The sequence below is a fragment of the Lonsdalea britannica genome (assembly GCF_946477055.1).
Taxonomy (GTDB): domain Bacteria; phylum Pseudomonadota; class Gammaproteobacteria; order Enterobacterales; family Enterobacteriaceae; genus Lonsdalea; species Lonsdalea britannica_A.
In genome coordinates this window covers 21,388-29,560 of sequence record NZ_CAMKXG010000010.1, presented here as the reverse complement: position 1 = coordinate 29,560, position 8,173 = coordinate 21,388, and the positions used below count along the sequence as shown (strand labels likewise).

The 8,173-nt window shown below is 50.8% G+C and carries 7 protein-coding genes; all 7 read left to right on the top strand.

Annotated elements, in window-relative coordinates; all coding sequences use genetic code 11:
• The first annotated feature begins 279 nt into the window (after window positions 1–279).
• The 7 genes from secE (at window position 280) to rpoB (ending at window position 8,106) form a co-directional block, all read left to right on the top strand.
• Entirely contained in the window at window positions 280–663 is a 384-nt protein-coding gene (gene secE, locus Q7O77_RS01820; RefSeq protein WP_304163023.1) for a preprotein translocase subunit SecE, read from the top strand.
• A 1-nt stretch (window position 664) separates the two neighbouring features.
• Window positions 665–1,210 carry a transcription termination/antitermination protein NusG gene (nusG, locus tag Q7O77_RS01815; RefSeq protein WP_026740925.1) on the top strand — a complete coding sequence of 182 codons (546 nt, stop codon included), beginning with the start codon at window positions 665–667 and terminating at the stop codon, window positions 1,208–1,210.
• A gap of 159 nt (window positions 1,211–1,369) precedes the next feature.
• The gene (rplK, locus tag Q7O77_RS01810; protein ID WP_004929911.1) at window positions 1,370–1,798 is read left to right on the top strand and encodes a 50S ribosomal protein L11; all 429 of its coding nucleotides are present in this window, start codon (window positions 1,370–1,372) and stop codon (window positions 1,796–1,798) included.
• A gap of 3 nt (window positions 1,799–1,801) precedes the next feature.
• The gene (gene rplA, locus Q7O77_RS01805) at window positions 1,802–2,506 is read left to right on the top strand and encodes a 50S ribosomal protein L1 (RefSeq protein ID WP_304163007.1); all 705 of its coding nucleotides are present in this window, start codon (window positions 1,802–1,804) and stop codon (window positions 2,504–2,506) included.
• Window positions 2,507–2,809: 303 nt separating this feature from the next.
• Entirely contained in the window at window positions 2,810–3,307 is a 498-nt protein-coding gene (gene rplJ, locus Q7O77_RS01800; RefSeq protein ID WP_085689878.1) for a 50S ribosomal protein L10, read from the top strand.
• A gap of 68 nt (window positions 3,308–3,375) precedes the next feature.
• A complete protein-coding gene (rplL, locus tag Q7O77_RS01795) occupies window positions 3,376–3,744 on the top strand; it encodes a 50S ribosomal protein L7/L12 (RefSeq protein WP_026740922.1) in 369 nt (122 codons plus the stop codon).
• Between the two features lie 333 nt (window positions 3,745–4,077).
• Window positions 4,078–8,106 (top strand): DNA-directed RNA polymerase subunit beta, encoded by a 4,029-nt coding sequence (gene rpoB, locus Q7O77_RS01790; RefSeq protein ID WP_304162998.1) that lies wholly within the window; start codon window positions 4,078–4,080, stop codon window positions 8,104–8,106.
• Window positions 8,107–8,173: the final 67 nt, after the last annotated feature.

Here is an 8,173-nt window from a genome sequence, read left to right as displayed (position 1 = left end):
GGCCGTACAGTAGGCGCCGGCGTGGTTGCTAAAGTTATCGCTTAATTGCTGATAAGATTTGACGCAACACGCGATAAAAGGGCATCATTTGATGCCCTTTTTCTACGCTGTCAGGGTAGAACCTATCTCATCAGCGATTGTGAAGTATAATCATTGGTGAGATAGGCTCTGTATAAACGGCGTAATCCCGAATTTTCCCTTTATAGGTAGCATTCGGTTTGGTTTGCCCTTCATGCTGGGCAAAAATTATTTGTCTGAATCATTGTGACAGGTTGGTTTATGAGTGCGAATACCGAAGCTCAGGGTAGTGGACGTGGCCTTGAGGCTCTGAAATGGCTGATCGTCGCTGTTTTACTGGCTGCGGCGGTTGTCGGTAATTATTATTACCGTGAATTGAGCCTGCCTCTGCGAGCATTGGCTGTTGTTATCCTGATTGCTGTTGCGGGTGGCATAGCGTTATTGACGACAAAAGGCAAAGCGACCGTTCTGTTTGCGCGTGAAGCTCGTACTGAGGTTCGAAAAGTCATATGGCCGACTCGTCAGGAAACGCTACATACCACGCTGATCGTTGCTGCGGTAACTGCCGTCATGTCACTGATTTTGTGGGGACTGGATGGTATTCTGGTCCGTTTAGTATCGTTTATTACTGGCCTGAGGTTTTAAGATGTCTGAAGCTCCAAAGAAACGTTGGTACGTCGTTCAGGCGTTTTCTGGCTTTGAAGGTCGCGTCGCTCAGTCGCTGCGTGAACACATTAAACTTCACAACATGGAAGATCTGTTTGGTGAAGTTATGGTCCCTACTGAAGAAGTTGTGGAGATCCGTGGCGGACAACGTCGCAAAAGCGAGCGCAAATTCTTTCCAGGCTATGTGCTAGTGCAGATGGTAATGGAAGATGCTAGCTGGCACTTGGTTCGCAGTGTGCCGCGCGTCATGGGCTTCATTGGCGGTACTTCCGACCGTCCTGCGCCGATTAGCGATAAAGAAGTCGATGCCATCATGAACCGCCTGCAACAGGTGGGTGACAAGCCGCGTCCGAAAACCCTGTTTGAGCCGGGTGAAATGGTTCGCGTCAATGATGGTCCATTCGCAGACTTTAACGGCGTTGTTGAAGAAGTGGATTACGAGAAGAGCCGCCTGAAAGTTTCTGTCTCTATCTTCGGCCGCGCGACTCCAGTTGAACTGGATTTCGGTCAGGTAGAGAAAGGCTAACTTAAGCGTTTGTCGCTAAGAATTTCTGCTTGTTTGTGGCGCGAAAATAGACTACTATTTCGCGCCTTTATTTTATGCGTCTATTGACGTGTAAAACGTTTTTATCACTGCGGGGAGCTTTGTTAAACAAAGCGCTATCACCCATTCGAGGAAAGTTAAATGGCCAAGAAAGTACAAGCCTACGTCAAGCTGCAGGTTGCAGCCGGTATGGCTAACCCGAGCCCTCCGGTTGGTCCGGCTCTGGGTCAGCAGGGTGTTAACATCATGGAATTCTGTAAGGCGTTCAATGCTAAGACTGACAGCATTGAAAAAGGTCTGCCGATTCCGGTTGTTATTACTGTTTACTCTGACCGTTCCTTCACCTTCGTTACCAAAACTCCGCCGGCAGCAGTTCTGCTGAAAAAAGCGGCTGGTATCAAGTCTGGTTCTGGCAAGCCGAACAAAGACAAAGTAGGTAAAGTAACCCGTGCTCAGGTACGTGAAATCGCAGAAACCAAAGCTGCGGACATGACTGGTTCTGATGTGGAAGCGATGACTCGCTCCATTGAAGGTACCGCTCGTTCCATGGGCCTGGTAGTGGAGGACTAAGAAATGGCTAAGCTGACCAAGCGCATGCGCGTGATCCGTGACAAAGTTGATGCAACTAAACAGTACGACATCAACGAAGCCGTTGCTCTGCTCAAAGAGCTGGCCACTGCGAAATTTGTTGAAAGCGTGGACGTTGCCGTAAACCTGGGCATCGACGCACGTAAATCTGACCAGAACGTACGTGGCGCGACTGTGCTGCCGCACGGTACTGGCCGCAGCGTACGTGTTGCCGTATTTACTCAGGGTGCAAACGCTGAAGCGGCTAAAGCTGCTGGCGCTGACCTGGTAGGTATGGACGACCTGGCTGACCAGATTAAAAAAGGCGAAATGAACTTCGACGTTGTTATTGCTTCTCCGGATGCAATGCGCGTAGTCGGTCAACTCGGCCAGATCCTGGGGCCGCGTGGCCTGATGCCGAACCCGAAAGTCGGTACCGTAACTCCGAACGTTGCTGAAGCTGTTAAAAATGCTAAAGCCGGTCAGGTTCGTTACCGTAACGACAAAAACGGTATCATCCATACCACTATCGGTAAGGTTGATTTCGACGCTGACAAACTGAAAGAAAACCTGGAGTCTCTGCTGGTTGCGCTGAAAAAAGCTAAACCGTCTCAGGCTAAAGGCGTGTACATCAAGAAAGTTAGCCTGTCCACCACCATGGGTGCTGGCTTAGCTGTCGATCAGAGCGGTTTGAACGCCGTAGCTAGCTGATAGCTTTTGTTCCTCTTTACTGCGGCGCTGGATTTCTTTATAATCCTACGCCGCGTTGTTCCACTTGTGGGACGAAAGAAGAATTTTCGGTTGGAGCCTGGCCTGATCCAGGCCTCCGTCCAAGACCGCAGGTGTTTCGAAAGAGACTTAATTTTCCTGCGTAGACGGTGACAGAGCCTGAAGAAAAGTTTGACTTGTCTTTGCTGGATTCTGCTCACCGTGTGTTAACGCCTGTTGGTCGTTTTGGCTACAGGTGAAGTGAGTTCCGGAGATTTCTCCGGCCAAATCCAGGAGCAAAAGCTAATGGCATTAAATCTTCAAGACAAACAAGCGATTGTTGCTGAAGTCAGCGAAGTAGCCAAAGGCGCGCAGTCTGCGGTTGTTGCGGATTCTCGTGGCGTTACCGTAGATAAAATGACTGAACTGCGTAAAGCAGGTCGTGAAGCTGGCGTATACATGCGTGTTGTTCGTAACACGCTGCTGCGTCGCTCAGTTGAAGGTACTGAGTTTGAGTGCCTGAAAGACACGTTTGTCGGTCCGACCCTGATTGCATACTCAATGGAACACCCGGGCGCTGCTGCTCGTCTGTTCAAAGAGTTCGCGAAAGCGAATGCAAAATTCGAGGTCAAAGCTGCAGCCTTTAACGGCGAGTTGATTCCGGCGGCTCAAATTGACCGTCTGGCAACTCTGCCGACTTACGAAGAAGCACTGGCACGTCTGATGTCGACCATGAAAGAAGCCGCTGCCGGCAAACTGGTTCGCACACTGGCTGCCGTACGTGATCAGAAAGAAGCGGCTTAATCGCCCCTTTTTACTGGCATCGTGTTTGCTAACGTATAAACTATTTCTGATTCTTAGGAACAATTGTTATGTCTATCACTAAAGATCAAATTCTGGAAGCAGTAGCAGCTATGTCTGTAATGGACGTTGTTGAACTGGTTTCCGCAATGGAAGAAAAATTCGGTGTTTCTGCTGCTGCCGCTGTAGCTGTTGCTGCTGCTGGCCCGGCTGAAGCTGCTGAAGAAAAAACTGAGTTCGACGTTGTTCTGTCTGCTGTTGGCGGCAACAAAGTTGCAGTTATCAAAGCAGTTCGTAGCGCGACTGGCCTGGGTCTGAAAGAAGCTAAAGACCTGGTAGAATCTGCTCCGGCAGTTCTGAAAGAAGCCATCAGCAAAGACGACGCTGAAGCTCTGAAGAAAGCCCTGGAAGAAGCTGGTGCTTCTGTTGAAGTTAAATAAATTTAACTTACAGGTTGCAGCCTGATTTATCAGGCTGATGGCTGGTGGCTTTTTAGTCACCAGCCTTTTTGCGCTGTAGGGAATCAATGGTGTTTCACACTGTTTGACCATTGATTAACCCACAATATTTTTTTCTATCGACGACTTAATATACTGCGCCTCCAGCCGCTTTGGCCGCTGAACTCGACTGCAGCGAAATGGTTTAAGAGTGATAGAAACAAGTATTGCGAAAAGTGTTCCACTTTTCGATCGATATAAACGGTGTTGCATGAACTGTCCTTTATTTTTAGGACGGACAGAGAGGTTCTACTTTTCAGCGAGCTGAGGAACCCTATGGTTTACTCCTATACCGAGAAAAAACGTATTCGTAAGGACTTTGGTAAGCGTCCGCAAGTTCTGGACGTGCCTTATCTCCTTTCTATCCAGCTTGACTCGTTCCAGAAATTCATCGAGCAAGATCCGGAAGGTCAGTACGGTCTGGAAGCCGCATTCCGTTCTGTATTTCCTATCAAAAGCTACAGCGGTAATTCCGAGCTGCAGTATGTGAGCTATCGCCTAGGCGAGCCGGTATTTGACGTTAAAGAATGTCAGATCCGCGGCGTCACATTCTCTGCGCCGTTACGCGTTAAGCTGCGTCTGGTGATCTACGAGCGTGAAGCGCCAGAAGGCACCGTTAAAGATATTAAAGAACAAGAAGTGTACATGGGCGAAATTCCGCTCATGACCGACAACGGTACCTTCGTGATCAACGGCACTGAGCGCGTTATCGTTTCTCAGCTGCATCGTAGCCCGGGCGTATTCTTTGACAGCGACAAGGGTAAAACCCACTCATCAGGTAAGGTACTGTATAACGCACGTATCATTCCTTATCGTGGTTCCTGGCTGGATTTCGAATTCGATCCGAAAGATAACCTGTTTGTCCGTATCGACCGTCGTCGTAAATTGCCTGCGACGATTATCCTACGCGCATTAAACTTCTCTACCGAAGACATTTTGGGCCTGTTCTTTGACAAAATCGTCTATGAAATCAACGGTAACAAGCTGTTGATGGAACTGGTTCCAGAACGTCTGCGTGGTGACACGGCTTCCTTCGATATCGAAGCCAACGGCAAGGTATACGTCGAGAAAGGTCGTCGTATCACGGCTCGTCACATCCGTCAGCTGGAAAAAGACGGCATCGAAAGCATTGAAGTCCCGGTGGAATACATTGCCGGTAAAGTGCTGGCGAAAGATTACGTTGATGAAAGCACCGGCGAAGTGCTCGCGAATGCGAACATGGAGCTGTCGCTGGATCTGCTGGCCAAACTGAGCCAGTCCGGTCACAAGCAAATCGAAACGCTGTTCACCAACGATCTGGACCACGGTCCTTATATCTCCGAGACCGTCCGCGTCGACCCAACCCACGATCGCCTGAGCGCGTTGGTTGAGATCTACCGCATGATGCGTCCGGGTGAGCCGCCGACACGCGAAGCGGCTGAAAGCCTTTTTGAAAATCTGTTCTTCTCCGAAGATCGTTATGATTTGTCCGCAGTTGGTCGAATGAAATTCAACCGCTCTTTGCTGCGTGAGGAAATCGAAGGTTCCGGTATCCTGAGCAAAGAAGACATTATTGATGTGATGAAGAAACTCATCGACATCCGTAATGGTAAAGGCGAAGTGGATGATATCGACCACCTGGGCAACCGTCGTATTCGCTCTGTCGGTGAAATGGCTGAAAACCAGTTCCGTGTAGGTCTGGTCCGTGTTGAACGTGCTGTCAAAGAGCGTCTGTCTCTGGGCGACCTCGACACGCTGATGCCGCAGGACATGATCAACGCCAAGCCGATTTCGGCCGCGGTGAAAGAGTTCTTTGGTTCCAGCCAGCTGTCCCAGTTTATGGACCAGAACAACCCGCTGTCTGAAATCACGCATAAACGTCGTATTTCTGCATTGGGCCCTGGCGGTCTGACCCGTGAACGCGCCGGCTTTGAAGTTCGAGACGTACACCCGACTCACTATGGTCGCGTATGTCCTATCGAAACGCCGGAAGGTCCGAACATCGGTCTGATCAACTCCTTGTCCGTTTATGCACAGACCAATGAGTACGGTTTCCTTGAAACCCCTTATCGTCTGGTTCGTGACGGCGTTGTGACCGATGAGATCCATTACCTGTCTGCGATTGAAGAAGGTAACTTCGTCATCGCTCAGGCGAACACCAATCTGGACGAAGAAGGCCACTTCATTGATGAGCTGGTGACCTGCCGTAACAAAGGCGAGTCCAGCTTGTTCAGCCGCGATCAGGTTGAATACATGGACGTTTCCACCCAGCAGGTGGTTTCTGTCGGTGCATCCCTGATCCCGTTCCTGGAACACGATGATGCTAACCGCGCCTTGATGGGTGCGAACATGCAACGTCAGGCCGTTCCTACACTGCGTGCTGATAAGCCGCTGGTAGGTACGGGTATGGAACGCGCGGTAGCGGTCGACTCCGGTGTAACTGCCGTAGCGAAACGCGGTGGTACGGTTCAGTATGTGGATGCATCACGTATTGTCATCAACGTTAACCCTGATGAAATGTATCCGGGCGAAGCGGGCATCGACATCTACAACCTGACGAAATATACCCGTTCTAACCAGAACACCTGCATCAGCCAGATGCCGTGTGTGTCTCTGGGTGAACCGATTGAGCGCGGCGACGTGCTGGCCGATGGTCCGTCCACCGATTTGGGTGAACTGGCACTGGGTCAGAACATGCGCGTAGCGTTCATGCCGTGGAACGGCTACAACTTCGAAGACTCCATCTTGGTCTCCGAACGCGTGGTGCAGGAAGATCGCTTCACGACAATTCATATCCAGGAACTGGCTTGCGTATCTCGTGATACCAAACTGGGGCCTGAAGAAATCACCGCTGATATTCCGAACGTGGGTGAAGCCGCGCTCTCCAAACTGGATGAGTCCGGTATCGTTTATATCGGTGCGGAAGTGACCGGTGGCGACATTCTGGTCGGTAAAGTGACGCCAAAAGGTGAAACTCAGCTGACGCCGGAAGAGAAACTGCTGCGCGCTATCTTCGGTGAGAAAGCGTCTGACGTTAAAGACTCGTCTCTGCGCGTGCCTAACAGCGTTTCCGGTACGGTTATCGATGTTCAGGTCTTCACCCGTGACGGCGTTGAAAAAGACAAACGTGCGCTGGAAATTGAAGAGATGCAGCTGAAGCAGGCCAAAAAAGACCTGACTGAAGAACTGCAGATCCTCGAAGCCGGTCTGTTTGCCCGTATTCACGACGTGCTGGTTAGTGGTGGCGTTGAAGCTGCGAAGCTGGATCAGCTGCCGCGTGAGCGCTGGTTGGAACTGGGTCTGACTGACGAAGAAAAACAGAATCAGTTGGAACAGCTGGCCGAGCAGTACGACGAGCTGAAACACGAGTTTGAGAAGAAACTCGAAGCCAAACGCCGCAAAATCACCCAGGGTGATGATCTGGCGCCGGGCGTGCTGAAAATCGTCAAGGTGTACCTGGCCGTGAAACGTCAGATCCAGCCTGGTGATAAGATGGCGGGTCGTCACGGTAACAAGGGTGTTATCTCCAAGATCAACCCGATCGAAGATATGCCTTACGATGAAAACGGTACGCCGGTAGACATCGTACTGAACCCGCTGGGCGTACCATCACGTATGAACATCGGTCAGATTCTGGAAACCCATCTGGGTATGGCTGCGAAAGGTATTGGTGACAAGATCAACACCATGCTGAAGCAGCGCGAAGAAGCGGACAAACTGCGTGAATTCATCCAGAAAGCATACGACCTGGGTAACGACGTTCGTCAGAAAGTGGATTTGAACACGTTCTCCGATGACGAAGTGCTGCGTCTGGCAGAAAACCTGAAGAAGGGTATGCCAATCGCGACGCCGGTCTTCGACGGTGCCAAAGAGAGCGAAATCAAAGCGCTGCTGCAGCTGGGCGATCTGCCGACTTCCGGTCAGATTACGCTGTTTGACGGCCGTACCGGCGAGCAGTTTGAACGTCCGGTCACCGTGGGCTATATGTACATGCTGAAGCTGAACCACTTGGTTGATGACAAAATGCATGCACGTTCCACCGGTTCCTACAGCCTGGTTACTCAGCAGCCGCTGGGTGGTAAGGCGCAGTTCGGTGGTCAGCGTTTCGGTGAGATGGAAGTATGGGCGCTGGAAGCTTACGGTGCAGCTTATACCCTGCAGGAAATGTTGACGGTGAAATCCGATGACGTGAACGGCCGTACCAAGATGTACAAAAACATCGTGGATGGCGATCACCGGATGGAACCAGGCATGCCGGAATCCTTCAACGTACTGTTGAAAGAAATCCGCTCGCTGGGTATCAACATCGAGCTGGAAGAAAAGTAATACCAGCCCGATTGCGTTGCTGACATTCGTTACAGGGGCACCTGGGGTTGACTCAGGTGCCTTACAG

What these genes read in the sequence shown, in the direction of transcription:
- rplA (WP_304163007.1), top strand. Translation starts at nt 1,802, where the DNA reads ATGGCTAAGCTGACCAAGCGCATGCGCGTGATCCGTGACAAAGTTGAT.
- secE (WP_304163023.1), top strand. Translation starts at nt 280, where the DNA reads ATGAGTGCGAATACCGAAGCTCAGGGTAGTGGACGTGGCCTTGAGGCT.
- rplK (WP_004929911.1), top strand. Translation starts at nt 1,370, where the DNA reads ATGGCCAAGAAAGTACAAGCCTACGTCAAGCTGCAGGTTGCAGCCGGT.
- rplJ (WP_085689878.1), top strand. Translation starts at nt 2,810, where the DNA reads ATGGCATTAAATCTTCAAGACAAACAAGCGATTGTTGCTGAAGTCAGC.
- rpoB (WP_304162998.1), top strand. Translation starts at nt 4,078, where the DNA reads ATGGTTTACTCCTATACCGAGAAAAAACGTATTCGTAAGGACTTTGGT.
- rplL (WP_026740922.1), top strand. Translation starts at nt 3,376, where the DNA reads ATGTCTATCACTAAAGATCAAATTCTGGAAGCAGTAGCAGCTATGTCT.
- nusG (WP_026740925.1), top strand. Translation starts at nt 665, where the DNA reads ATGTCTGAAGCTCCAAAGAAACGTTGGTACGTCGTTCAGGCGTTTTCT.